The sequence below is a fragment of the Hydrogenophaga sp. UC242_50 genome, assembly GCF_042697355.1.
In the GTDB taxonomy this organism is placed as follows: Bacteria; Pseudomonadota; Gammaproteobacteria; order Burkholderiales; family Burkholderiaceae_C; genus Hydrogenophaga.
In genome coordinates this window covers 1,699,458-1,722,584 of sequence record NZ_CP170553.1, presented here as the reverse complement: position 1 = coordinate 1,722,584, position 23,127 = coordinate 1,699,458, and the positions used below count along the sequence as shown (strand labels likewise).

Below are 23,127 nucleotides of genomic sequence, written 5' to 3'. Positions count from 1 at the left end.
ACGGAATGAGCGGCGTGGCGGCACGGGCTTCCTGCACCTGCGGCGGCATCGACGTGCATGCGCACGTCGTGCCCGAGAACTTCCCGGCCTACATCGGCCGCAGCATGCCGGCCGACTGGCCGTCGATGGCGCCGGCGCAGCCCTGCCACCGCCACGTGATGATCGCGGGCAAGAACTACCGCACCGTCGCCGACAAGTGCTGGGACGTGCCCAAGCGCCTGCAGGACCTGCCCGGCATGGGCCTGGCCCTGCAGGTGATGTCGCCCATGCCCGAGCTGCTGTCGTACTGGATGCCGGCGGCCGATGCGCAGCAGCTGCTGCGTTTCCTCAACGACCAGATCGCCGCCATGGTGGACGCCGGCGGCGGCCAGCTGGCCGGCCTGGGCGCGGTGCCGCTGCAGGACGTGGACCTCGCCATCCGCGAGCTGGAATACGCGGTGAAGACGCTGGGCTTCGCGGGCGTGGAGGTGGGCAGCAACATCAACGGCGTGCCGATCGGTGCACCGGTGTTCGACCCCTTCTTCGAGGCCTGCGAGGCACTGGGCGCGGCGGTGTTCGTGCACGCCATCCGCCCCGCCGGCATGGAGCGCCTGGTGGGCCCCGCGCCCCTGCAGCAGGTGATCGCCTACCCCGGCGACGTGGGCCTGGCCGCCGCCTCGGTGATCACCGGCAACCTGCTGGTGCGCCGGCCGAAGCTGCGCATTGCGTTCAGCCACGGCGGCGGCACGCTGGCTTCGCTGCTGCCGCGCCTGCAGCAGGGCTGGGGCGTGTTCCCGGCGCTGCGCGACAGCGTGCTCGAAGCCCCGGCCAAGCAGGCGCGCCGCCTGTTCTACGACACCCTGGTGTTCGACACGCCCACGCTGCGCCACCTGGTGGCGAGCTTCGGCGACACGCAGCTGATGGTGGGCACCGACCACCCCTTCAACTTCCACGACCACACGCCGGTGCAGCGCATCGAGGCCGCTGGCTTCGATGCCGACACCACCGCGCGCCTGGTGCACCAGAACGCCGAGCGTTTCCTCGGCCTGCCGCACAAGAAAGTGAGCACCCCATGAGTTCCCCCTGGATCGAGGCCGTGCGCAGCGTGGCCCTGAACGTGCCCGACCTGGCGCAGGCCGAAACCTTCTACACCGAGGTCTGGCGCCTGAGCGTGGCGCACCGCGGCGAGCAGGCGATCTGCCTGCGCGGCACCGGCAGCGACCACCACCTGCTCGCGCTGCACGCGGGCGGCCCGGTGCCGCAGATCCGCCAGGTCACGCTGCGCGCGCGCAGCCTCGACGCGCTGCACGCCGTGGCCGAGGCCGTGCCGCGCGCGGGCGGCACCCTGCTCTCGCCCATCGGCCCGCTGCGCGACGACCCGGCCGGCGGCACCGGCCTCACGCTGCGCGACCCGCACGGCCGCGTGATCCAGGTGGTGCACGGCGATGCGCGCGGCGAAGACACCGGCCCGCAACGCGACCAGCCCGCGCGGCTCACGCACGTGGTGCTCAACAGCCACGCGGTGGACGACACGCAGCGCTTCCTCACCGAGGCCCTGGGCTTCACGCTGGCCGACCGCACCGTGCCATTGCCTTCATGAACTGCAACCACGACCACCACACGCTCGCGGTGGGCGTGGCCGACAACGACGCGCTCAACCACATCGCCTTTCTGATGCCCGACGCCGACTCGGTGATGCGCGGCGGCGGCCGCATGAAGGACGCCGGCCACCCCATCGAATCGGGCCCCGGCCGCCACGGCCCCGGCAACAACCTCTTCAACTACTTCATCGACCCCTTCGGCATCGTCATCGAGTACACGGCCGAGGTCGAGCAGGTGGACGACAGCTACGTGCCCCGGGGCCCGGCGGAATGGAAATGGCCGCCCGGCCGCGTCGACCAGTGGGGCATTTCGCCGCCGCCCGGCGCCACGCTCAAGGAAGCGCAGCGCCGCGTGCTGTTCGCCCCCATGCCCTGAACCCGTTTTTTTCTCCGCAACCTGACCGCACCATGAAATTCACCACCTACCTGCGCGATGGCGCGCCACGCCTGGCCGTCGTCGACGGCGCCGACTTCGTCGACCTGCACGACGCCCAGCCCCAGGTGCCCGCCGACCTGCGCGCCGCGCTGAAGGCCGGCGTGGACCTGCACGCCGCCGCGAACGCCGCACTGGCCGGCCCTTTCAAGCGCCAGGCGCTTGCCGGTGCCGCGCTCGCGCCGCTGGTGCCCGAACCCGGCAAGACCGTGTGCCTGGGCCTCAACTACTTCGACCATGCCAAGGAAGGCGGCCGCGAGAAACCCGACTACCCCTGGTTCTTCTACCGCGGCAGCTCCTCGCTGATCGCGCACGGCGACGCTGGCGTGGTGCCCCGCGTCTCCGGCAAGTTCGACTACGAGGCCGAGCTCGCCGTCGTCATCGGCCGCACCGTGCCGCGCCACACCACGCAAGCGGATGCGCTGCAATACGTGTTCGGCTACAGCTGCTTCAACGACATGAGCGTGCGCGACTACCAGAAGCGCACGCCGCAATGGACCATCGGCAAGAACTTCGACGGCACCGGCGGCTTCGGCCCGGTGCTGGTGACGGCCGACGAACTGCCGCCCGGTGCCGCCGGCCTGAAGATCCAGGGCCGCCTCAACGGCCAGGTGATGCAGGACGCCAACACCAGCGACATGATCTTCAGCGTGGCCGAGACCATCGCGCTGCTGGCCGAGGTGCTGACGCTGGAAGCCGGCGACGTGATCGTGATGGGCACGCCCGCCGGTGTCGGCCAGGCGCGCACGCCACCCGCCTGGATGAAGGCCGGCGACACCTTCGAAGTGGAGATCGAGCGCATCGGCACGCTGGTCAACCCCATCGTGAACGAACAGGCCTGACCATGCAGCAGCGCGTCTTCGATGTCGCCATCGTGGGCTGCGGGCCCTCGGGCGTGGTGGCCGCCGGCCTGCTGGGCCAGGCGGGCCTGAGCGTGTACGTGTGCGACCGGCTCACCGACGTGCACCAGATCCCGCGCGCCATCGCGCTGGACCACGAGATCATGCGGGTGTTCCAGCAGCTCGGCGTGGCCGATGCGGTGGCACCGTTCTGCGAACCTTTCACGCCCTCCGAGTACTTCGGCGTGGACGGCCAGCTGATCCGCCGCATGACCATGGTGGCGCCGCCCTTTCCGCAGGGCCACACGCCCTCGATGGTGTTCACCCAGCCCGAGGTCGAGAAGGTCCTGCGCGCGCGCGTGGCGCAGTTGCCCAACGTGGTGGTGGAACTCGGCGTGGAGATGACCGGCCTCACGCCGCACGACCAGGGCGTGGACCTCGCCATCGGCGGTGCGCAGGGCGAGCCCGCCCGCACCGTGCGCGCGCAATACACCATCGCCTGCGACGGTGGTTCCAGCGCGGTGCGCACCGCGCTGGCGATGCCGCTGGAAGACCTGGACTTCGACGAACCCTGGCTGGTGGTGGACGTGCTCATGAACGAGCGCGGCCTGGCAAGCTGCCCCAGGTCAGCGTGCAGTACTGCGAGCCCGAACGGCCTTGCACCCTGGTCATCGGCCCGAAGAACCACCGCCGCTGGGAAATCTCGCTCAACCCGGGCGAAGACCCGAAACACGCCGCCACGCCGGAGGAAACCTGGCGCCTGCTCTCGCGCTGGATCACGCCCGAGGACGGCACGCTGTGGCGCCAGTCGAGCTACCGCTTCCACGCCCTGGTGGCGCAGCAATGGCGCCGGGGCCGCGTGTTCCTCGCGGGCGACGCGGCGCACATGCAACCGCCCTTCCTGGGCCAGGGCATGTGCCAGGGCATCCGCGACGTGAGCAACCTCGCCTGGAAACTCGCGGCCGTGCTGCGAGGCGAGGTGTCCGGCGCGAGCGCCGAGGCCCTGCTCGACAGCTACGGCGACGAGCGCAAGGCCCACGTGCGCGAACTCACCAGCCGCATCAAACACGTGGGCGCGGTGATCTGCGAACGCGACCCGGTGAAGGCCCGGGAGCGCGATGCGGCCATGCTGGCTCAATGCGGCGGCGTGGTGAAGGACACGCCGCGCCAGGACATCCTGCCCGCACTGACCACCGGCTGGCTCGCACCGCAGGAGCACGCCGCGCGCGGCAGCCTGTTCCCCCAACCCTGGCTGCTCAGCGGCCCGCAGCGCCAGCGCATGGATGCCATCGCCGGCAACGGCTGGCGGCTGGTGCTGGCCCCCGGCCAGGCCGTGCCCGGCGGGGCGGGCGCCCTGCCGTGGTTGCGCTGCGTCGCGCTCGGCACGGTGGGTGCGCTGGAGACCGACGGCGTGGCCGAAGCGTGGCTGCAGCGCCACCAGAGCGTGGCGGCGCTGGTGCGGCCGGACAACTATGTGTATGGCGTGGCCGGCACGACCGACGAAGTGGCGGCGATGGTGTCGGCACTCGCCACGCGGCTGGGCGTGGCGGCCGAGGCCTGCGCGGCCTGAGGCCAAGCCGGGCGCAGCGCCTCCACCCAATCCTCGAACGGCGGCGCGCCCGACTCCGCGCGGCGCAGCACGGCCGCCGGGTGGTGCACCACCCAGACCGGCAGGCCATCGGCCCGCACCTGCCAGCGCCCCAGGTTCTGCGCCACGCCCACACTCCCGCCGAGCAGGCTGGACGCGGCGGTGGCGCCGAGCGCGATCACCGCCTGCGGCTGGACGAGGCGGATCTCCGCTTCCAGCCACTGCTCACACGCTTCGGCCGCGCGCTGGCCGGGCGTCTTGTGCAGGCGCCGTTTCCCGCGCGCCAGAAAGTGGAAGTGCTTGACGGCGTTGGTGAGGTAGATCGATTCCACCGGCCAGCCGAGCTCGGTGATGGCGCGCCGCAGCAGCGCGCCCGCGGGCCCGACGAAGGGGCGGCCCGCGAGGTCTTCCTGGTCGCCCGGTTGCTCGCCCACGATCATCAGGCGCGCGCCCACGCGGCCTTCGCCCCAGACGACCTGGGTCGCGCTGCAGGCCACCGGGCAGTCCGTGCAGTGGCGCGCGCGGCGACCCAGGTCGTCCAGCTGCTCCTGCGGTGTGCGCGGTGCGCGCGCCGCCGCGCGAGGCGCGCCGATGGGCAGGCGGCGCTGCGACTCGCTGGCCTGCGCCACCATGCGCGCGCTGCGCTGCGGCGCGGTCTGGATCAGTTCGGTGATGGCCTGCGTCTCGGGCAGGTTGTGCCAGTAGCGGCGCGGCATCTCGCGCAGCATGGCGGCGGTCTTGAGCCGCGAAGGGTTGAAGATGCTGCGGTAGTAGTCGAGCCACAGGGCTTCGCCGGCGTCGGGCGGGGGCGCGAGCGAGCGGTCCACGCCGGGCGAGAACACAAGGCTTTCGCGGTTCCAGTGCACACACAGGCGCGGCGTGAGGATGGCCCAGCGCATGGCGGCGAACCGCTGCGCGAAAAAAGGTGCGGCCGCGCGCACGATGTGATGCACCGGCTCGAACCAGGCCACATAGCGCGTGTCGCCGCCATCGCCGTCCTCGATCGGGCGGAAGCGCACGAAGGCGTGCATCTTGTGGGTCTCGCGCCGCACCTCGCGCGCCATGCGCTCCAGCGCGAGGCGGCGCGGGTCCAGGGCGTCGCGCCAGCGGCGGGGGTCGGCCTTCACATCCAGCGCGAGCTCGTGCAACCGGCGGAAGCGCTCGGGGTGCGCGTGCTGCGCCACCGTGTCGGCCAGGTCCATGGCCTCGGCCGGCAGGTTTCGCAGGGCGCGCAGGGGCACGGCTTCGGGCGGCGGTGCGCTGGTGGGCGAAGCCGCGTCCTCGCCCAGCAGATCGCCCTGCCCTTCGGTGCCGTCGCGCCACACCACGTCGCGCGGCTCGGCACCGCAGGCGATCAGCGCCGACAGCGCGCGCAGCGAGGCGGGCACGTCGTTGGCGTCGTACTCGATCTGCCAGCGCATGGGCGTCTCAGGCAGCGGCGGGCGCTTCGGCCCAGCCGAACAGATCGGGTTGCTCGCCCACGGCGGGTGAGCGAGACCGTGGCCGAGCGAGGGGGGCCAGCGGCACCGCGCCGGGCCGGTGGTCCGGCAGGTGCACGAAGTCCAGCGCCTTGCGGCCCGCCGTGCCCAGGCGCTCCATGTCGGCGCGCCGCACCTGGCGCACGCGCCGCGCGTCGAGCAGGCGCTGCACCGAGTGCGCGCCCAGCCCGGGCACGCGCAGCAGGATCTCGCGCGGCGCGCGGTTCACATCCACCGGGAACCACTCCGGGTGCGCGAGGGCCCAGGCGAGCTTGGGGTCCATGTCCATGGACAGCATGCCGCCGGGCAGCACGAGTTCGCTCGCGTCGAAACCGTAGAAACGCATCAGCCAGTCGGCCTGGTACAGGCGGTGCTCGCGCACCAGCGGCGCGGCCTGCCCGGGCAGCCGGGCGCTGGCGTGCGGGATCGGGCTGAAGGCGGAGTAGTAGACGCGCTTGAGGCGGTAGCCCGCGTAGAGCCCGGCGCTGACCTGCAGGATGCTGCGGTCGTCCGACGCGTCGGCGCCGACGATCATCTGCGTGCTCTGGCCGGCGGGCGCGAAGCGCGGCGGTGGCGCGCTGGCGGCGGGCCGGCCGGGCAAGGAGCGGATCTGTTGCGCCTGCGTCTTCTGCTCGCGCGCTTCGTCCAGCTTCAGGCGGATGCCGGCCATCGACTGGCGGATCTGCTGGCTGCTCTTGCCCGGCGCGAGCGCGTCGAGCGAGTCCTGGCTGGGCAGCTCGATGTTGATGCTGAGGCGGTCGGCGTAGCGCCCGGCGCGCGCGAGCAGGGCCTCGTCGGCATCGGGGATGGTTTTGAGGTGGATGTAGCCGCGAAAGCCGTGCACCTCGCGCAGCTGGCGGGCCACCTCCGCGAGCTGCTCCATGGTGTAGTCGGGCGAGCGGATGATGCCGGAGCTCAGGAACAGGCCCTCGATGACGTTGCGGCGGTAGAAATCGAGCGTAAGGTTCACCACCTCTTCCACGCTGAAGCGGGCGCGCTCGACGTCGCTGGAGACGCGGTTGACGCAGTAGAGGCAGTCGTACACGCACCAGTTGGTGAGCAGGATCTTGAGCAGCGAGATGCAGCGCCCGTCGGGCGCGTAGCTGTGGCAGATGCCCATGCCCTCGTTCGACCCCAGGCCCTGCTGGTCGCTCGAATCCCGGCGCGTGCCGCCGCTGGAGGCGCAGGAGGCGTCGTACTTCGCGGCATCCGCGAGGATGCGGATCTTGCGGGCGACGGACATCATGCTGTAATTTTATACAGTATCTCGTCCGGGCGCTCGCCGGCTGTCACTTGGCGGCCGTCTTGCCCTACAGCGCGCCGATCACACCGAGGCCGGCAGGAGCAGTTTTCTGCTGACGAAGTTCTACGTGAAGGACTTCGCCGAGAACCTCATGATGCATTTGCTGGTGGAGGACGTGGACGCATGGTGGGCGCACGTCGAGGCGCAGCGGTTGGGCGAGCGCTACGGTGTGCGCGCCGAGCCGCCCGAAGACCGGCCCTGGGGCATCCGCGATTTCATCCTGAACGACCCGGCGGGCGTGTTGTGGCGCATCGGGCAGGACATCGAGGCGGCGTAGCCGATCAGCAAAGGCCTGCTCACACCTTCGAGAAGTCCGGCTTCCTGCGCTCCATGAACGCGCCAAACGCCTCGCGCGCGGCCGGCTCGCCCAGCATGCGGCCGAAGCTCGCGCCCTCTTCGGCCATCACGGCCATCACCTGTGGCGTCTGGTGCTTCTTCATCAGGCGCTTGGTCTCGATCAGCGCGCTGATGGGCTTGGCCGCGAGCTTGCGGGCCACGGCCTGCGCATAACCGGCCGCCTCCATCGGGGGCAGCACGCGGTTGACCAGGCCCACTTCCAGCGCGGCTTCGGCCATGAAGGGCTCGCCCAGCAGCAGCGCCTCGGCCGCACGGTGGTAGCCCAGCATCTGTGGCACCAGCAGGCTGGACGCGGCCTCGGGGCACAGGCCGAGGTTGACGAAGGGCAGGGAGAAGGCGGCGTTGTCGCCGGCGTAGACCAAGTCGCAATGGAACAGCATCGTGGTGCCCACGCCCACGGCCGGGCCGCACACCGCCGCCACCAGCGGCTTGGGAAACTGCGCGATGCCGCGCAGGAAGCGGAACACCGGCGAATCCGTGCCGGCCGGCGGGTTGTTGAGGAAGTCGGCGATGTCGTTGCCGGCCGAGAAGATGGTCTCGTTGCCCTGGAGCACGACGCAGCGCACGGCGGCGTCGTCCTGCGCGGCCTGCAGCGCGTCGGCCAGCTGGCCGTACATGGCGGCGGTGATGGAGTTCTTCTTGTCGGGGCGGTTGAACGTGAGGGTGCTGACGCCGGCTTCGGTGTGGACGAGGATGTCGCTCATGGGTGTCTCTCAGTGTGCGAAGAAAGGACCCGCAAATTACCACGAACGGGCGTGCTTTTTTCGAGGCGGGCCGCCCAGGGGCTGACCGGTGCGTGACAGGGTGTTTCCGGCCACGCCCGGGACACGGCCGCCGCCTACACTTGCCGCTTCCGGGCGCCATGGCGCCGCCGTTGTCCACAGGTGCCGTTCCATGCCAGCCCGACTCACCGCCCTTCTCGTCCATGGCCTCGCCGGCGCGCTCGCCCTGCTGCTGGCCGGCGCACCCGCGCTGGCGCAGCAGGCACCCGCGCCGAAGGCCGAGCGCCCGCGCGTGGGCCTGGTGCTCTCGGGCGGCGGGGCGCGCGGCTTCGCGCACGTGGGTGTGCTCAAGGCGCTGGAGGCGGCTCGCGTGCCGGTGGACCTGATCGTGGGCACGTCGATGGGCGCGATCGTGGGCGGGCTGTACGCCAGCGGCATGACGGCGGACGAGCTCGAGCGCGAGATCCTGGCGGTGAACTGGGGCGACCTGTTCGACCGCCGCGAGCCGCGCCAGCTGCTGTCGCAGCGCCGCAAGGAAGAGGACTTCGAGCTCTCGCCGGTGCTGATGCTGGGTTTTCGCGACGGCGCCTTCGTGCTGCCCACGGGCGCGGTGTCCACCCGCTCGCTGGAAATGCTGCTGCGGCGCTACACGCTGTCCACGCGCCACCTGGCCAGCTTCGACGGCCTGCCCACGCCGTTTCGCGCGGTGGCCGACCGACATGGAGACCGGCAAGGCCGTGGTGCTGGACCGCGGCGACCTCGCGGCCGCGCTGCGCGCGAGCATGTCGGTGCCGGGCGTGTTCTCGCCGCTGGCGGTGGACGGGCGCATCCTGGGCGACGGCGGGCTGGTGGACAACCTGCCGGTGGCCGTGGCGCGGCGCATGGGCGCGGACGTGGTGATCGCGGTCAACATCGGCACGCCGCTGGCCGGGCGCGAGACGCTGGGCAGCGTGGTGGGCATCACCACGCAGATGGTGAACATCCTGACCGAGCAGAACGTGCAGGCCAGCATCGCCACGCTGACGCCGAACGACCTGCTGCTGACGCCGCCGCTGGGCCAGCTCACCTCGTCTGATTTCGGCCGGGCGCCCGAGCTGGTGAAGATCGGCAACGACTACGCCAAGACGGTGGGCGACGCGCTGGCCCGGTTCTCCGCGGAGGCGCCGCGCTACGAGCGCTGGGTGGCCGCGCGCGAGGCGCAGGAGAAAGCCAACACGGGGCGCATCGGCACCGTGGCCTCGGTGACCTTCGAAGGCGTGAACGAGATCCGCGCCGAGCGCCTGGCCACCGCGCTGGACACCTCGGAAGGCCAGCGGCTGGACGTGCCCAAGCTGGAGAACGACCTGCAGCGGCTCGCGGCCATGGGCGACTTCGAGGCCGTGGACTACACCCTGACGCGGCGCGAGGACGGCGCCGAGGACCTCAAGGTGCACCTGCGCGAAAACACCTGGGGCCCGAACTACCTGCGCGTGGGGCTGGACCTGCGCACCGACTTCCAGGGCCAGGGCGCGTTCAACCTGCGCATCAGCCACAACCGGCATTGGCTCAACGACACCGGCGCCGAGTGGCGCAACCGGGTGCAGGTGGGCGAGACGCTGGGCCTCTATTCCGAGATCTACCAGCCGCTGACCCTGCGCAGCGACCGCTTCGCGGCGGCCTACGTGGACGCGAACCTGCGCAAGGTGGAGCTGTTCGGCACCGAGGGCGAGGCCCTGGCGCTGGTGCAGCGGCAGAGCCTGCGCGTGGGCGCCGACATCGGCTGGCCCATGGGCCTGCTCGGCAACGTGGGCGACATGCGCGTGGGCCTGGTCGCGGCGCAGCGCAAGGTGACGCCGGAGCTGCTGGCCGCCGCCATCCCGGCCGGCGCCACCACCTCGCTGAAGTGGCGCGAGGTCGGCGTGCGCGGCGCGGTGATCGCCGACCAGCTGGACTACGCGAACTTCCCCTCGCACGGCTACCGCGCGCAGGGCGAGGTGGTGTTCGGCCGGCGCAGCTTCGACGGCGCGCCCAGTGGCAGCTTCACCAGCTTCGAAGGCACGGCCACGGCCGTGAAGAGCTGGGGCCCGCACACCTTCAACTTTGGCGCACGCCTGGCGAAGACGAGCCAGATCCCGCTGGGCGCGATCGACGAGTATTCGCTCGGCGGTTTCCAGCAGCTCTCGGGCTACCGCGTGGGCCAGGTGGCGGGCAACTACCTGGTGTTCGGCCGCCTCACCTACTACCAGCGCCTGCCCTGGAGCGTGGGCGTGGCGCGCGCGCTGTTCGTGGGCGGCTCGCTGGAGGCCGGCAACGCCTGGACGGCGCGCCGGGACATCTCATTGGGCGACCTGCGCGCGGGCTCCAGCCTGTTCGTGGGCGCGGACACCGGCATCGGCCCGCTCTACCTGAGCATCGTGAGCGCGCCGCGCGGCTACACCGGGCTCTACCTGTTCCTCGGCAGACCCTGAGCGCGGGTCACTCCTTGTAGTAGACGATCTGGTGCGTGGTCGCCAGCAGCACACCGGCCTCGTTCCAGAGCTGCGCGGTCTGGTCGAAGAAGCCGTTGCGAAAGGCCTGGGCGCGCGCCTGCGCGAGCAGCCAGCCGCTGCCGGTGGCGGCGTGTTCGGCCGAACCGGCGTGGAAGTACACCGTCATGGACACCGTGCCCGTGGGCACGCGCGTGGCGCGGCGCAGCCAGATGCGCGGGTAGAACACGTCGGCCAGCGCGGACAGGCTGGTGAAGTCGAGCCCGCGCCGCGGTTCGTCGCGCACCCACATCTGGATCAGGCTGGTGTCGCCCTGGCCGTCCCAGCGCTCGGGGATGATGCCGGTGACGAAATGCATGGCGTAGCGCTGAGGCCAGGCCACCTGCGGCGCGATCGAGGCCCGCGCGATGCGGTCGGGCGCGGGCACGTCGGGCATGGGCTCGTCGTCCACGCCCCAGGTCTCACGCCGCACGGCGGTGACGGCGGTGGCCGTGAGCACGGTGGCGGGCGCGCCACTCGCATCGGGCTGGGTGATCTCCATCACCCAGTGCTGCGTGGAGCGGTTGGTGCGCACCGGCCGCGCGGTGACGGCGAATTCACCATCGGCCAGCGCGGCGGCGTAGTTCACCGTGAGCGAGATCGGCTCGCCCAAGCGCTCGGGGTGCTGCATCACCGACTGCATGGCCGTGGCGGCCGTGATGCCGCCGAACGGCCCCACCATGTTGGCGTAGGCGGGCGAGGTGGCGCCGCGGTATTGGTGGGCGCCGGTGGGGTGCAGCGCGACGGCCTGGTCGAGAGCGTGTGTGGTGGTCATGCGATGAGTGTGCAAGAAGGCGCGCGAGCGCGCCGTCCTGCCCGCGACACGGTGCTCAGACCCGCTCGAAAATACCTGCGGCCCCTTGGCCCATGCCCACGCACATCGTGACCATGCCGTACTTCTTGTTGTGCCGCTTGAGCGCGTGCACCACGGTGGCCGAGCGGATGGCGCCGGTGGCGCCCAGCGGGTGGCCCAGCGCGATGGCGCCGCCCATGGGGTTGACCTTGCTCGGGTCCAGGCCCAGGGTGTTGATGACGGCGAGCGACTGCGCGGCGAAGGCCTCGTTGAGCTCGATCCAGTCGATCTGGTCCTGCGTGAGGCCGGCGTACTTCAGCGCGGCGGGAATCGCCTCGATCGGGCCGATGCCCATCAGGTGCGGCGGCACGCCGCGCGAGGCGTAGCTCACGAAGCGCGCCAGCGGCGTGAGGCCGAAGCGCTTGATGGCCGCTTCGCTGGCCAGGATGAGCGCGCCCGCGCCGTCGCTGGTCTGCGAGCTGTTGCCGGCGGTGACCGAGCCGCGCGCGGCGAACACCGTGCGCAGCTTGGACAGGCCTTCGATGGAGGTGTCGGGCCGCGCGCCTTCGTCCAGGCTCACGGTGCGCGTGCTCGTGCTGACCTCGGCGCTTTCCAGATTGACGCTGCGTTCGGTCACTTCCACCGGCGTGATCTCGTCGCTGAACTCCCCGTTCTTCATGGCCAGCACAGCGCGCTGGTGCGACTGCAGGGCGAAGGCGTCCTGCGCCTCGCGCGAGACCTTCCACTTCTGCGCCACCTTCTCGGCCGTGAGGCCCATGCCGTAGGCGATGCCGTAGCTCTCCACGTCGTCGGTGTTGCGGAAGATGGTGGGCGAGAGGCTGGGCGAGTTGCCCATCATGGGCACCATGCTCATGCTCTCGGTGCCGGCGGCGATCATCACGTCGGCCTCGCCCACGCGGATGCGGTCGGCCGCCATCTGCACGGCCGACAGGCCCGAGGCGCAGAAGCGGTTGACGGTGATGCCGCCCACGCTGTTGGGCAGGCCGGCCAGGATGGCGCCGATGCGCGCCACGTTCAAGCCCTGCTGGGCCTCGGGAATGGCGCAGCCGCAGATCACGTCTTCGATGGCCTTGGGGTCCAGGCCCGGGGCCTGCGCCAGCGCCGAGCGCAGCGCCAGGGCGAGCATGTCGTCCGGGCGCAGGTGCTTGAAGGAACCCTTGTGCGAACGGCCGATGGGGGTGCGGGTGGCGGCGACGATGTAGGCGTCTTGAATCTGTTTGCTCATGTCGTGTCCTTAGTTGCGGACGGGCTTGCCCGTGTTGAGCATGCCGAGGATGCGTTCTTGTGTCTTGGGGTGCACGATCAGCGAGCAGAAGGCCTGGCGCTCCAGCGTCATCAGGTAGTCCTCGTTCACCAGCGTGCCGGGTTCGACGTCGCCGCCGGTCACCACGTTGGCGATCAGCGAGGCGATGTGGAAGTCGTGCTGGCTGATGAAGCCGCCGTCGCGCATGTTGACCAGGCTGCCCAGGATGGTGGCCTTGCCGTCGCGGCCGGCCACCGGGAACAAGCGCCTGTGCGGCGCGCGGTAGCCGCCGTTGAACAGGCCCTTGGCCTCGTTGATGGCGACGTACAGCAGCTCGTCCTTGTGCGGCACGATCACGTCGGAGTGCAGCACGTAACCGAGCTGGCGCGACTCCAGCGCGCTGGTGCCCACCTTGGCCATGGCGGCGGCGGTGAAGCCTTCGGTGAGGAAGGGCAGCAGGTCCTTGCCGGTCGAGGTCTCGGCGTTCTCGGCCGCGCGGCGGGCGATGTAGGTCAGGCCGCCGGCCCCGGGCACCAGGCCCACGCCGACTTCCACCAGGCCGATGTAGCTTTCCATGTGCACCACGCGGCGCGCGCTGTACACGGCCATCTCGCAGCCGCCGCCCAGCGCCAGGCCGCGCACGGCGGAAACCACCGGCACGTTGGCGTAGCGCAGGCGCAGCATGGTCTGCTGCATGAAGCCTTCGGCGTCTTCGATGGCGCTCACGCCCACGGCCATGAAGGCCGGCAGCATGGCCTGCAGGTCGGCACCGGCGCTGAAGGGCTCGTCACCCGACCAGATCACCAGGCCCTGGTACTCCTTCTCGGCCAGGTCCACGGCGGCCATCAGGCCTTCGCACACCTCGGGGCTGATGGCGTGCATCTTGGTCTTGATGCTGGCGATGAGCACCTGTTCGTCCAGCGTCCAGAGGCGGATCGAATCGTTCTCTTCCAACGTACTGCCGGCGGTCTCGAACTTCGGACCGGCTTCACCGAGCAGCAGCTCGGGGAAGTGCTGGCGCTGGTAGACCGGCAGTTGCAGGCGCGCCTCGAACGTGCCCTTGGTGGGGTTCCACGAACCCTGCGCGGTGTGCACGCCGCCAGCCTCGGCCACCGGGCCCTTGAACACCCAGTCGGGCAGCGGCGCCTTGCTCAGGGCCTTGCCGGCGTCGATGTCTTCCTGGACCATCTTCGCCACCTCGAGCCAGCCGGCTTCCTGCCAGAGCTCGAACGGGCCCTGCTTCATGCCGAAGCCCCAGCGCATGGCCTGGTCCACGTCGCGCGCGGTCTCGGCGATGGTCGCCAGGTGCACGGCGGCGTAGTGGAAGCTGTTGCGCAGGATGGCCCAGAGGAACCGGCCTTGCGGGCCTTCGCTGTTTCGCAGCAGTTTCAGGCGCTCGGCGGCCGGGCGCTTGAGCATGCGGCCGTAGACCTCATCGGCTTTCTCGCCGCCGGGCACGTACTCGCCGCTCTCCAGGTCGAAGCGCAGGATGTCGCGACCGACCTTCTTGTAGAAGCCGGCCTTGGCCTTCTGGCCCAGGTTGCCGGCCTCGATCAGCGCCTTGAGCACCGGCGGCGTGCCGAAGCTGCCGTAGAACGGGTCGGTCTCCAGGCTCAGGTTGTCCTGCAGGGTCTTGACCACGTGGGCCATGGTGTCCAGGCCCACCACGTCGGCGGTGCGGAAGGTGCCGCTGCTGGCGCGGCCCAGGCGCTTGCCGGTGAGGTCGTCGACCACGTCGTAGGTCAGGCCGAAGTTCTCCACCTCCTTCATGGTGGCCAGCATGCCGGCGATGCCGATGCGGTTGGCCACGAAGTTGGGCGTGTCCTTGGCGCGCACCACGCCCTTGCCCAGGCCGCTGGTGACGAAGGTCTCCAGGTCGTTGAGGATCTGCGGCTCGGTGGTGGGCGTGGCGATCAGCTCCACCAGCGTCATGTAGCGCGGCGGGTTGAAGAAGTGGATGCCGCAGAAGCGCGGTTTGATCGCCTCGGGCAGGGCTTCGCTGAGCTTGGTGATCGACAGGCCCGAGGTGTTGGACGCGACGATGGCGTGCTCGGCGATGAAGGGCGCGATCCTGGTGTAGAGGTCGAGCTTCCAGTCCATGCGCTCGGCGATGGCCTCGATGATGAGGTCGCAGTCGCGCAGCTGCTCCATGTGCTCTTCGTAGTTGGCCTGGCCGATGAGGTCGGCGTCGGCCGCGACGCCCAGCGGCGAAGGCTTGAGCTTCTTCAGGCCTTCCACCGCGCGGGTGACGATGCCGTTCTTCGGGCCTTCCTTCGCGGGCAGGTCGAACAGCACCACCGGCACCTTGACGTTGACCAGGTGCGCAGCGATCTGCGCGCCCATCACGCCTGCGCCGAGCACGGCGACTTTCTTCACTTGAAATCGGTTCATTGGTTTTCCATGAAAGGGGTCGGACGCGCGGGCTTCACTCGACACGGATCCACACTTGGGTGCGGTAGAACGGGCCGATGTAGCCGCGCATTTCCAGCTTCTTGCCGTCTTCGACGGGCTTGAGGCGCGTGCGGTAGACCTTGCCGTTGTTCGGGTCGACGATGTCGCCGCCGTCGTAGACAGTCTTGTCATCGGCGCTCTGCTTGAGGTTGCGCAGGATGGTCATGCCCAGCACGGGCTTGTCCTTGCGCTCGTCGGTGCACTTGTCGCACACCGCGTCCTGCTTGCTGCTGGGGTCCAGCAGCTTTTCGATGGTGCCGCTGTAGACGCCGTTGTTTTCCTTGATGCGCACCAGGGACTTCTCTTTCTTCGAGTCGTCGTCGATCGTCTTCCACAGACCCACGGGCGACATCTGCGCGAAGGCGTGGCCGGTGAGCACAAGAAGCGAAACTGCCAGCGTGGTCTTGATCATGAAAGTCTCCTGGTGGTGGTGGGAAAGAAACCGCGTATTTACGCCAGCGCCGCGTCGGTGTCCATCAGCACCTTGCTGCCGGCGCGCGCGGTGCGCATCAGCGTCGCGGTCTCGGGGAACAGCTTGGCGAAGTAGAAACGCGCGGTCTGCAGCTTGGCGGTGTAGAACGGGTCGGTGTTGCCGGCCGCGATCTCGCGCAGCGCGACCTGCGCCATGCGCGCCCAGAAGTAACCGAACACCAGGTGGCCGGCCACGCGCAGGTAGTCCACGGCGGCGGCGCCCACTTCGTCGGCGTTCTGCAGGCCCTTGAAGCCGATCTCGGTGGTGAACTTGGTGATCTGCTCACCCAGCACGGCCAGCGGGTTGATGAACTCGGCCATCTTCTCGTTGACGCCCTCTTCCATCACCAGCGCACCGACCAGCTTGCCGAACTTCTTGAGCGTGGCGCCGTTGTTGCCCAGCACCTTGCGGCCGAGCAGGTCCAGGCTCTGGATGGTGTTGGTGCCTTCGTAGATCATGTTGATGCGGGCATCGCGCACGTACTGCTCCATGCCCCATTCCTTGATGTAGCCGTGGCCGCCGAACACCTGCTGGCACTGCGTGGCGGCGTTGTAGCCGTTGTCGGTCAGGAAGGCCTTGGTGATGGGGGTGAGCAGCGAGAGCATCTCGTCGCTGTCCTTGCGCACCTTCTCGTCGGGGTGGTTGTGCGCCTTCTCCAGCAGCACCGAGCAGAACATGGCCAACGCCCGGCCGCCTTCGGCGTAGGCCTTGGCGGTGAGCAGCATGCGGCGCACGTCGGGGTGCACGATGATGGGATCGGCCGGCTTGTCCTTGGCCTTGGGGCCGGTCAGCGAGCGCATCTGGATGCGGTCCTTGGCGTAGGCCAGCGCGTTCTGGTAGGCCACCTCGGTCAGGCCCAGCGACTGGTTGCCCACGCCCAGGCGGGCCGCGTTCATCATCACGAACATGGCCTGCATGCCCTTGTTGGGCTGGCCCACCAGGGTGCCGATGGCGCCGTCGATCACGATCTGCGCGGTGGCGTTGCCGTGGATGCCCATCTTGTGCTCCAGGCCGCCGCAGTAGATGCCGTTGCGCTCGCCCAGCGAACCGTCGGCCTTCACGTTGAACTTGGGCACGATGAACAGGCTCACGCCCTTGATGCCGGGGGGCGCGTCGGGCAGCCGGGCCAGCACCAGGTGGATGATGTTGTCGGCCATGTCGTGTTCACCGGCGCTGATGAAGATCTTGTTGCCGGTGAGCTTGTAGGTGCCGTCGGCCTGGGGTTCGGCCTTGGTGCGCATCAGGCCCAGGTCGGTGCCGCAGTGCGGTTCGGTCAGGCACATGGTGCCGGTCCATTCGCCGCTGGTCATCTTGGGCAGGTAGGTCTTCTTCTGATCGTCGGTGCCGTAGGTGTGCAGCGCGGCGTAGGCGCCGTGCGTGAGGCCGGGGTACATGGTCCAGGCCTGGTTGGCCGAGTTCATCATCTCGTAGAAGCACTGGTTCACCACCAGCGGCAGGCCCTGGCCGCCGAACGTGGGGTCGCACGACAGCGCGGCCCAGCCACCTTCGACGTAGGTCTTGTAGGCGTCCTTGAAGCCGGTGGGCGTCTTGACCTCGTGCGTGGCCTTGTCCAGCGTGCAGCCTTCGGTGTCGCCGCTGATGTTGAGCGGGAAGATCACCTGCGTGGCGAACTTGCCGGCTTCTTCGAGCACGGCGTTGATGGTGTCCACGTCCACATCGGCATGCTGGGGCATGGCCTTGAAGTCGTCGGTGACCTTGAGCACTTCGTGCATCACAAACTGCATGTCTCGCAGGGGCGGGTTGTAAACGGGCATGAGGAACTCCTGTGCTGGGTTTGTGAAAAGGCGAAAGGGATCAGCCCTGCGGCTTGCGCGCAGGCACCGGGGATTTGCGGGCGCGCGCGGGGGCGTCGCCGGGGGCGTGGCTGTAGCGCTCCACGATGCCCTCGAACGCCTGCAGCGCGCGGCGCACCGAATCGGGGCTGCGCAGGAAGCGGGCTTCGTAGTGCAGCGCGAGGATCTGTGCGTGGATTTCAAACGCCATCTGTGACGCGTCGGTGTCGGCCGCCAGGTGGCCTTCCTCGATCGCGATCTCGACCGCGCGGCGCATGGCCGAGAGCCAGGTGTTGACCGAGCTGGCCAGCGCGTCGCGCACCGGGCCGGGCCGGTCGTCGAACTCGACCGCGCCGCTGATGTAGATGCAGCCCGAATCGATCTCGACCGAGGTGCGCTTCATCCAGTTGTCGAACAGCTTGCGCAGGCGCGGCAGCCCGCGCGGCGCGACCATGGCGGGGTAAAACACCTCGTCCTCGAAACGCGTGTGGTACTCGCGCACCACCGAGATCTGCAGTTCCTCGCGCGAGCCGAAATGGGCGAACACGCCGGACTTGCTCATCTGCATGACCTCGGCCAGCGCGCCGATGGACAGACCTTCCAGGCCGATCTGCGTCGGCCAGGCCGAGCGCGGCATCGACGATGGCGGCCTTGGTCTGCTGCCCCTTCTGCAAGGGCTTGTGGGCCGGGGCGTCGGCGCGCGCGCGGGCGGGCAGTGGGTGTGACGCTCATGGGGGTCGGTCCTGGTTGGATGAGGGCTCGAAAAAACGACCGTCCGAATAAATACGAACGGTCGTTCTATTTTTACCGCAAAACCGGGCTCCGGTGCAAACCACCGGCGTTTTGTGTGACCTTTGTTTAGGGGCTGCGCCCTAAATGCCGTGTTTCAGTGGCGAACGATGGGCAGCAGCAGCGCGAGGCTGTGCTCCAGGCTTTCGCTGGGCGAGCGCTTGAAGCCGCTGCGCGCGAACCGCTGCAGGCGCCCGACGCAGAAGGCGGTGATGACCGAGGCATCGGCCTGGGCATCGACCGTGGGCGTGGCGGCACCGGCCACCAGCGAGGTTTCGCGCAGGTTCTGGCGCAGCGCGGCTTCGATCTTGTCGAAGAACAGGTTCATGCGCTGCTGCAGGCGCTCGTTCTCGAACACCAGCGCGTCACCGACCATCACGCGCGTCATGCCGGGGTTCTTTTCGCCGAACTGCAGCAGCAGGGTGACGAGCTTGCGCGAGCGCACGTTGGCGTCGGCTTCGCGTTCGCCCAGCTGGTTGATGAGGCCGAACACCGACTGCTCGATGAACTCGATCAGGCCTTCGAACATCTGGGCCTTGCTGGCGAAATGGCGGTACAGCGCGGCCTCGCTCACCTCCAGCTTGGCGGCCAGGGCGGCGGTGGTGATGCGCTCGGCGCCGGGCTGCTGCAGCATGGTCGCCAGGGCTTCGAGGATCTGCACCCGGCGCTCGCCGGGTTTGGGCCGCTTGCGTCCACCACCCCCATCGGCATGCGCCGCCGCCTCGATGGCCTCGGCGGCTTCGCGCGCGGCTTTGTCTTCCGGGGTGGGGGGACTCAGGGGCGTTGGATGTCATGGGCGGGCGATCCGTGAGGTTTCGGCGATTCTCGCACAGCGAGGTGACTTCTTTCTCAGTGCAACCGCGTGGTTGGCAGACAGTGAGTGACCGCCTCGATCGTGCGGCAACGGCCCTCAGTGCGAGCGGATCATGGTGCCGAAGGGCTCGTTGCCGAGCACCTCCAGCAGCAGGGCGTGCGGCACGCGGCCATCGATGATGTGCACCGCGTTCACACCGCTCTTGGCCGCGTCCAGCGCGCCGGCGATCTTGGGGATCATGCCGCCGGAGATGGTCCCATCCTCCACCAGGTCGTCGATCTGGCGCGGCGTGAGTTCGGTGAGCAGGCGCATGTCCTTGTCGAGCACGCCGCGGATGTTGGTGAGCATCAGCAGCTTCTCGGCCTGCAGCACGGTGGCCAGCTTGGCGGCCACCACGTCGGCGTTGATGTTGTAGCTCTCGTTCTGCTCGCCGAAGCCGATCGGGCTGACGACGGGGATGAACTGGTCGTCCTGCAGCGCCTTGACCACGGAAGGATCGATGCTGACGATGTCGCCCACCTGGCCGACGTCGTGCTCCAGGTTCGGGTCCTTCTGGTCGGTCATGCGCAGCTTCTGCGCGCGGATCATGGCGCCGTCGCGCCCGGTCAGGCCCACGGCCTTGCCGCCGGCCTGGTTGATCAGGCCCACGATGTCCTGCTGCACCTCGCCGGCCAGCACCCACTCCACCACTTCCATGGTTTCCGGGTCGGTCACGCGCATGCCCTGGATGAACTGGCCCTGCTTGCCCAGGCGCTTGAGCAGCGTCTCGATCTGCGGGCCGCCGCCGTGCACCACCACCGGGTTGATGCCGACCAGCTTGAGCAGCACCACGTCCTCGGCGAAATCCTGCTGCAGGGCCGGGTCGGTCATGGCATTGCCGCCGTACTTGATGACCATGGTCTTGCCGTGGTACTTGCGGATGTACGGCAGCGCCTGCGCCAGGATCTCGGCCTTGTCGCGCGGTGCAATGGAGGTGATGTCGGAGGGCTCGGTCATGCGGGTTCCTGCTATGCGGGCAAAAGCGAAATTCTAGGGCCGGCGCATGACACGCCCCGCTTGCCTGTCTCCAATCCAGAAATGCCGCGGAACCGGCTTTGCCGGGCCACAGGCATTGCCCCCTGCAAGGGGGTCGCGCGCAGCGCGGCGGGGGCTAGAAATGGATTCCTCGCATCATCTGCTGCATCGCCACCGCTTCGGGTGACAGCTGCGGCTTCGCGCCCTTCTCGCCCTTGGCCGCCGACGAGTCCGGGAACATGCGGAAGCTGGTGTTCATCACGATCTGCGCCACGCGCGGCACCAGCGCGTGCATCACCTGGCCGGTGACGCCCAGGCGCGTGGCGATGCGCACCGGCTTGAAGATGCAGGCCTGCGCGATCATGTCGGCCGCCTCTTCGGGCGCCAGCGTGGGCACGTTCTGGTAGATCTTGGTGGGCGCGATCATGGGCGTGCGCACCAGCGGCATGTTGATGGTGGTGAAGGTGATGCCCTGGTCGGCGAACTCGCTGGAGGCGCATCGCGTCCAGGCGTCCAGCGCGGACTTGCTGCGCCACGTAAGCCGAGAAACGCGGCGCGTTGGTGAGCACGCCGATGGAACTGATGTTGACCACGTGGCCCTTGCGCTTGGCCACCATGCCCGGCAGAAAACCCATGGTCACGCGCAGGCAGCCGAAGTAGTTGAGCTGCATGGTGCGCTCGAAGTCGTGGAAGCGGTCGTAGCTGCCTTCGATGGCGCGGCGGATCGAGCGGCCGGCGTTGTTGATCAGGAAGTCCACGCCGCCGTGGTTCTGGATCAGCAGCTGCACGAACCGGTCGGCGTCGGCCATGTCGGCGATGTCGGCCGGGTAGGCGATGAACTGGTAGCCCTTGTCCTTGGCCTCCTTGCAGGCCTCGTCGAGCTTGTCCTGGTCACGCCCGCAGATGATGGTGACGGCGCCCGCCTCGGCGAACTTGTGCGCCGCCGCCAGGCCGATGCCCGAGCTGCCGCCCGTGACCAGCACCACCTTGCCCGCCACCGTGCCCTTGAGGCTGCGGTCGATGTGCAGGTCGGGGTCGAGGTGGCGCTCCCAGTAGTCCCACAGGCGCCAGGCGTAGTCCTTGAGGTTGGGGCATTCGATGCCGCTGCCCTTGAGCGCGGCCAGCGTCTCGCGGCAGTCGAAGCGCGTGGGGTAGTTGACGAAGGTCATCATGTCCTCGGGCAGGCCGAGGTCCTGCATGACAGCCTTGTAGACCCGGCGCACCGGCGCCAGCGCCATCAACCCCTTCTTAACGCTCTTGGGGATGAAGCCCATCAGCGCGGCGTTGACGAACAGGTTCATCTTGGGCGCGTGCGCGGCCTTGCTCAGGATGTCGAGCACGTCGCCGACGCGGTAGCCCATCGGGTCGACCAGGTGGAAGCAGGCGCCGCTGCCGCGCTTCTGGTGGGCGATGTGGTCGAGCGAATCGACCACGAAATCGACCGGCACGATGTTGATGCGCCCGCCCTCCAGGCCCACGCTGGGCATCCAGGGCGGCAGGATCTGGCGCATGCGCTGGATCAGCTTGAAGAAGTAGTAGGGCCCGTCGATCTTGTCCATCTCGCCGGTGCGCGAGTCGCCCACCACGGCGGCCGGCCGGTACACGCTCCACGGCACCTTGCATTCCTTGCGCACGATCTTCTCGCTCTCGTGCTTGGTCATGAAGTAGGGGTGGTCGTAGTTCTCGGCCTCCTCGAACATGTCCTCGCGGAACACGCCTTCGTACAGGCCGGCGGCCGCGATCGACGAGACGTGGTGGAAGTGGCCCGCGCCGATCGCCTTGGCGAACTCGACCGTGTTGCGCGTGCCATCCACGTTGACCGCGATCTGGCTTTCCTCATCGGCTTCCAGGTCGTACACGGCGGCGAGGTGGAAGAAGTGGTCGACCTGGCCCTTGAGCGCCTTCACGTCGTCGGCCGACACGCCCAGCTTCTTGGCCGTGAGGTCGCCGAACACCGGCACCGCGCGCGATGCGCTCACGCCCCAGTACTCGCGCAGCCCCGCCACCTTGCCTTCGCTCTCCTGACGGATCAGGAAATGCACCACCGCGCCCTTGCGCTGCAGCAGCTTGGCCACCAGGCGTTTGCCAATGAAGCCGGTGGCACCGGTGACGAAGTAATGCATGAAGGTCTCCTGAAGCGGTTGGAATCAAAGAAAGAGGGGCGCAGTGTGCCCGCCATTCTTGACCAGGTCGGGGGCCCCCGCCTTCCGCAAAAACCCGTGTGGGGTTTAGTCTTGCGCCCCTACACACGCCCGGCGCGCGGGCCGTACAGTGGCCCATCGTTGCGGCGGCCCGTTCGCCCTCCCCGTTTTTCCAACCCCTCCAGGAGCATCCCCATGGTCAAGAAAATCCAGAAAGCCGGCAGCGCCGCCAAGCCCACCGCCGCGGGCTTCAACTCCCCGCTGTCGGGTGCCATCAAGGATTCCGCGCAGCAGATCTGGCTGGCCGGCCTGGGTGCGTTCTCCAAGGCGCAGGAAGAAGGCGGCAAGGCCTTCGAGTCGCTCGTGAAGGAAGGCCTGTCCATCCAGCGCAAGACGCAGGCCGTGGCCGAGGAGCGCATTTCCGAAGCGACCAACCGCGTGAGCAGCATGGCCGCCGACATCTCGTCCAAGGCCACCGGCCAGTGGGACAAGCTGGAAAACATCTTCGAAGAGCGCGTGGCCAAGGCGCTGAACAAGCTGGGCGTGCCCTCGGCGCGCGATGTGGAAGCGCTGATCGAACGCATCGACGCGCTCAACCGCCACGTGCAAGGCCTGAGCGGCAAGGCCCCGGCCAAGACCGCGGCGCGCAAGGCCGCACCGGCCAAGAAGGCCGCTCCCGCCAAGAAGGCGGCCGCGCGCAAGGCCCCGCGCAAGGCGGCCTGAGCCGATGCGGGCCGGCCACGGCACGAAGAACCAGGGGGCGCATGACGCCCCCTTTTCGCGTCCGCGCCG

Annotated in this window: 17 protein-coding genes and 5 pseudogenes; 10 read left to right on the top strand and 12 right to left on the bottom strand. The window is 69.1% G+C overall.

The window, feature by feature from the left end; genetic code table 11:
* Positions 1–5: 5 nt before the first annotated feature.
* The 6 genes and pseudogenes from ACFJGX_RS08820 (at position 6) to ACFJGX_RS08795 (ending at position 4,422) form a co-directional block, all read left to right on the top strand.
* The gene (locus ACFJGX_RS08820) at positions 6–1,055 is read left to right on the top strand and encodes an amidohydrolase family protein (protein WP_382328219.1); all 1,050 of its coding nucleotides are present in this window, start codon (positions 6–8) and stop codon (positions 1,053–1,055) included.
* Entirely contained in the window at positions 1,052–1,579 is a 528-nt protein-coding gene (locus ACFJGX_RS08815) for a VOC family protein (protein WP_382328217.1), read from the top strand. Before ACFJGX_RS08820 ends, ACFJGX_RS08815 begins: the two co-directional genes overlap by 4 nt.
* Positions 1,537–1,956: pseudogene (locus ACFJGX_RS08810) on the top strand (VOC family protein); the annotation flags it as partial. The gene ACFJGX_RS08815 and the pseudogene ACFJGX_RS08810, both read left to right, overlap by 43 nt.
* Before the next feature lie 32 nt (positions 1,957–1,988).
* Positions 1,989–2,855, top strand: a complete 867-nt coding sequence (locus tag ACFJGX_RS08805; protein ID WP_382321921.1) for a fumarylacetoacetate hydrolase family protein — start codon at positions 1,989–1,991, stop codon at positions 2,853–2,855.
* 2 nt (positions 2,856–2,857) lie between these two features.
* A pseudogene (locus tag ACFJGX_RS08800) lies at positions 2,858–3,487 on the top strand (FAD-dependent monooxygenase); the annotation flags it as partial.
* Complete coding sequence (locus tag ACFJGX_RS08795; RefSeq protein WP_382328216.1) at positions 3,484–4,422, top strand: FAD-dependent monooxygenase; 939 nt, start codon at positions 3,484–3,486, stop codon at positions 4,420–4,422. The pseudogene ACFJGX_RS08800 and the gene ACFJGX_RS08795, both read left to right, overlap by 4 nt.
* Here ACFJGX_RS08795 and ACFJGX_RS08790 read toward each other — a convergent pair.
* Both ACFJGX_RS08790 and ACFJGX_RS08785 read right to left on the bottom strand, forming a co-directional pair.
* The gene (locus tag ACFJGX_RS08790; protein ID WP_382321923.1) at positions 4,323–5,861 is read right to left on the bottom strand and encodes a UdgX family uracil-DNA binding protein; all 1,539 of its coding nucleotides are present in this window, start codon (positions 5,859–5,861) and stop codon (positions 4,323–4,325) included. The genes ACFJGX_RS08795 and ACFJGX_RS08790 overlap by 100 nt on opposite strands.
* 7 nt (positions 5,862–5,868) lie before the next feature.
* The gene (locus ACFJGX_RS08785; RefSeq protein WP_382325733.1) at positions 5,869–7,161 is read right to left on the bottom strand and encodes a putative DNA modification/repair radical SAM protein; all 1,293 of its coding nucleotides are present in this window, start codon (positions 7,159–7,161) and stop codon (positions 5,869–5,871) included.
* 127 nt (positions 7,162–7,288) lie between these two features.
* Here ACFJGX_RS08785 and ACFJGX_RS08780 point away from each other — a divergent pair, with 127 nt between their 5' ends.
* On the top strand, positions 7,289–7,498 hold the full coding sequence (locus ACFJGX_RS08780; protein WP_382321925.1) for a VOC family protein: 210 nt from the start codon (positions 7,289–7,291) through the stop codon (positions 7,496–7,498).
* A gap of 19 nt (positions 7,499–7,517) precedes the next feature.
* Here ACFJGX_RS08780 and ACFJGX_RS08775 read toward each other — a convergent pair whose 3' ends face one another.
* On the bottom strand, positions 7,518–8,282 hold the full coding sequence (locus ACFJGX_RS08775) for an enoyl-CoA hydratase (RefSeq protein WP_382321926.1): 765 nt from the start codon (positions 8,280–8,282) through the stop codon (positions 7,518–7,520).
* Between the two features lie 190 nt (positions 8,283–8,472).
* On the opposite strand from ACFJGX_RS08775, the pseudogene ACFJGX_RS08770 reads away from it, so the two are divergent.
* Both ACFJGX_RS08770 and ACFJGX_RS08765 read left to right on the top strand, forming a co-directional pair.
* Positions 8,473–8,889 (top strand): annotated as a pseudogene (locus ACFJGX_RS08770) (patatin-like phospholipase family protein); the annotation flags it as partial.
* Positions 8,890–9,019: 130 nt separating this feature from the next.
* Complete coding sequence (locus ACFJGX_RS08765) at positions 9,020–10,747, top strand: patatin-like phospholipase family protein (protein ID WP_382328214.1); 1,728 nt, start codon at positions 9,020–9,022, stop codon at positions 10,745–10,747.
* Positions 10,748–10,754: 7 nt separating this feature from the next.
* Here the strand turns inward: ACFJGX_RS08765 and ACFJGX_RS08760 are convergent, their stop codons facing one another.
* The 9 genes and pseudogenes from ACFJGX_RS08760 to ACFJGX_RS08720 all read right to left on the bottom strand — a co-directional run bounded on the left by ACFJGX_RS08760 (position 10,755) and on the right by ACFJGX_RS08720 (position 22,317).
* On the bottom strand, positions 10,755–11,579 hold the full coding sequence (locus ACFJGX_RS08760; RefSeq protein WP_382321928.1) for an acyl-CoA thioesterase: 825 nt from the start codon (positions 11,577–11,579) through the stop codon (positions 10,755–10,757).
* Positions 11,580–11,634: 55 nt separating this feature from the next.
* Entirely contained in the window at positions 11,635–12,843 is a 1,209-nt protein-coding gene (locus tag ACFJGX_RS08755) for an acetyl-CoA C-acyltransferase (RefSeq protein WP_382321929.1), read from the bottom strand.
* 9 nt (positions 12,844–12,852) lie between these two features.
* Positions 12,853–15,252 carry a 3-hydroxyacyl-CoA dehydrogenase NAD-binding domain-containing protein gene (locus ACFJGX_RS08750; RefSeq protein ID WP_382321930.1) on the bottom strand — a complete coding sequence of 800 codons (2,400 nt, stop codon included), beginning with the start codon at positions 15,250–15,252 and terminating at the stop codon, positions 12,853–12,855.
* Positions 15,253–15,286: 34 nt separating this feature from the next.
* Complete coding sequence (locus ACFJGX_RS08745) at positions 15,287–15,724, bottom strand: DUF2147 domain-containing protein (protein ID WP_382154167.1); 438 nt, start codon at positions 15,722–15,724, stop codon at positions 15,287–15,289.
* A gap of 38 nt (positions 15,725–15,762) precedes the next feature.
* A complete protein-coding gene (locus ACFJGX_RS08740) occupies positions 15,763–17,559 on the bottom strand; it encodes an acyl-CoA dehydrogenase C-terminal domain-containing protein (RefSeq protein ID WP_382321931.1) in 1,797 nt (598 codons plus the stop codon).
* Positions 17,560–17,599: 40 nt separating this feature from the next.
* Positions 17,600–18,293 (bottom strand): annotated as a pseudogene (locus tag ACFJGX_RS08735) (TetR/AcrR family transcriptional regulator).
* A gap of 170 nt (positions 18,294–18,463) precedes the next feature.
* The gene (gene slmA, locus ACFJGX_RS08730; RefSeq protein ID WP_382328647.1) at positions 18,464–19,093 is read right to left on the bottom strand and encodes a nucleoid occlusion factor SlmA; all 630 of its coding nucleotides are present in this window, start codon (positions 19,091–19,093) and stop codon (positions 18,464–18,466) included.
* Positions 19,094–19,276: 183 nt separating this feature from the next.
* Positions 19,277–20,176 (bottom strand): acetylglutamate kinase, encoded by a 900-nt coding sequence (argB, locus tag ACFJGX_RS08725; protein ID WP_382321935.1) that lies wholly within the window; start codon positions 20,174–20,176, stop codon positions 19,277–19,279.
* Positions 20,177–20,330: 154 nt separating this feature from the next.
* Positions 20,331–22,317 (bottom strand): annotated as a pseudogene (locus ACFJGX_RS08720) (SDR family oxidoreductase).
* A 213-nt stretch (positions 22,318–22,530) separates the two neighbouring features.
* On the opposite strand from ACFJGX_RS08720, the gene ACFJGX_RS08715 reads away from it, so the two are divergent.
* Positions 22,531–23,058, top strand: a complete 528-nt coding sequence (locus tag ACFJGX_RS08715) for a phasin family protein (protein WP_382154151.1) — start codon at positions 22,531–22,533, stop codon at positions 23,056–23,058.
* The last annotated feature ends 69 nt before the right edge of the window (positions 23,059–23,127 follow it).

Excerpts from the sequence above, each read along its gene's own strand:
- ACFJGX_RS08790 (WP_382321923.1), bottom strand. The coding sequence starts at position 5,861 with ATGCGCTGGCAGATCGAGTACGACGCCAACGACGTGCCCGCCTCGCTG.
- ACFJGX_RS08750 (WP_382321930.1), bottom strand. The coding sequence starts at position 15,252 with ATGAACCGATTTCAAGTGAAGAAAGTCGCCGTGCTCGGCGCAGGCGTG.
- ACFJGX_RS08775 (WP_382321926.1), bottom strand. The coding sequence starts at position 8,282 with ATGAGCGACATCCTCGTCCACACCGAAGCCGGCGTCAGCACCCTCACG.
- ACFJGX_RS08715 (WP_382154151.1), top strand. The coding sequence starts at position 22,531 with ATGGTCAAGAAAATCCAGAAAGCCGGCAGCGCCGCCAAGCCCACCGCC.
- ACFJGX_RS08805 (WP_382321921.1), top strand. The coding sequence starts at position 1,989 with ATGAAATTCACCACCTACCTGCGCGATGGCGCGCCACGCCTGGCCGTC.
- ACFJGX_RS08765 (WP_382328214.1), top strand. The coding sequence starts at position 9,020 with ATGGAGACCGGCAAGGCCGTGGTGCTGGACCGCGGCGACCTCGCGGCC.
- ACFJGX_RS08760 (WP_382321928.1), bottom strand. The coding sequence starts at position 11,579 with ATGACCACCACACACGCTCTCGACCAGGCCGTCGCGCTGCACCCCACC.
- ACFJGX_RS08745 (WP_382154167.1), bottom strand. The coding sequence starts at position 15,724 with ATGATCAAGACCACGCTGGCAGTTTCGCTTCTTGTGCTCACCGGCCAC.
- argB (WP_382321935.1), bottom strand. The coding sequence starts at position 20,176 with ATGACCGAGCCCTCCGACATCACCTCCATTGCACCGCGCGACAAGGCC.
- ACFJGX_RS08740 (WP_382321931.1), bottom strand. The coding sequence starts at position 17,559 with ATGCCCGTTTACAACCCGCCCCTGCGAGACATGCAGTTTGTGATGCAC.
- ACFJGX_RS08755 (WP_382321929.1), bottom strand. The coding sequence starts at position 12,843 with ATGAGCAAACAGATTCAAGACGCCTACATCGTCGCCGCCACCCGCACC.
- ACFJGX_RS08785 (WP_382325733.1), bottom strand. The coding sequence starts at position 7,161 with ATGTCCGTCGCCCGCAAGATCCGCATCCTCGCGGATGCCGCGAAGTAC.
- ACFJGX_RS08815 (WP_382328217.1), top strand. The coding sequence starts at position 1,052 with ATGAGTTCCCCCTGGATCGAGGCCGTGCGCAGCGTGGCCCTGAACGTG.
- ACFJGX_RS08820 (WP_382328219.1), top strand. The coding sequence starts at position 6 with ATGAGCGGCGTGGCGGCACGGGCTTCCTGCACCTGCGGCGGCATCGAC.